Origin of the sequence: Neobacillus sp. C211 (assembly GCF_051842875.1) — a bacterium.
Taxonomy (GTDB): Bacteria; Bacillota; Bacilli; order Bacillales; family Cytobacillaceae; genus Neobacillus.
In genome coordinates this window covers 1-883 of sequence record NZ_JBPXRO010000099.1, presented here as the reverse complement: position 1 = coordinate 883, position 883 = coordinate 1, and the positions used below count along the sequence as shown (strand labels likewise).

Genomic DNA, 883 nt, shown 5'->3' with positions numbered 1-883 from the left:
TAATTCTAGGATCACCAATCCTATGTTGCACGAATTTTATTATCCAATCATGGTCTAAGGTTCCAAAGAAATTCTTCAGGTCAGCTTCCAGTACCCAGCTAACTTTCTTCCCTGAAATAGCCTCATTAAGGTTAGCTAAGGCATTATGTGCTCCCCTATTTGGCCTACCCCCGTATGAACAATTTAGAAAATCTTGTTCATAAATTGATGAAAGTACTGTTGCTGTACTTCTTTGTAAAGCTCTATCTGCCACCGAAGGTCTCCGATTAGTCGTTTTTCGACTTTCCCAGGTTTAGGTATCCAGACCCTTCTTACTGCTGGAGGTTTATAGCTATGTCTGTAGATTGAATTCATCATTTCTCCAACCCAATTTTCAAACTCAATTATAGCCATATCCCTTGTGGTACCATCAATGCCAGGTGAAGTGTTCTTCGGCATATGTTTAGACTAGTCCAAATCAATTCTTTTGTAATGTGATGTGCTAATGATGTAAATTGTAGTTTTGCATCTTGTTGAGCTTTTACTGCTATTCTCTCTAATCTTGTTGTCATGATGTAATGAGAATGAACTTGCCTTTGGCGGTTATTTCATTATTGCCTTCCCCATTGAGAGAAAAGGTCGGCTACTCCACATCACGTTCAATTCCGGGACTAATTATCCACTTCACTTTATTCCGGCCTACCATCTTCCTGTCTACGTTCGCAGTGAACGTTACCGTGCACCACGCAAGACTCGGTACAAGACTGCTGGCTAAGCATTATCTAGACGACTATTTCAAGTCGCATGTTTTCCTTGAGCTTTCAAGGCGCAACCCTCACAGAACCGTGCTTGCGCTATTTACGCACACGGCTCCTCCTAGTTACCATTCACAAAATGTTGCTAT

The 883-nt window shown here is 41.3% G+C and carries 1 protein-coding gene; it reads right to left on the bottom strand.

Translation table 11 applies throughout. The annotated features are described in order from the left end of the window. Positions 1–253, bottom strand: a 253-nt coding sequence (locus ACSU6B_RS29175) for a reverse transcriptase domain-containing protein (RefSeq protein ID WP_410889961.1), incomplete at its 3' end; no start/stop codon positions are given. Positions 254–883 lie beyond the last annotated feature (630 nt).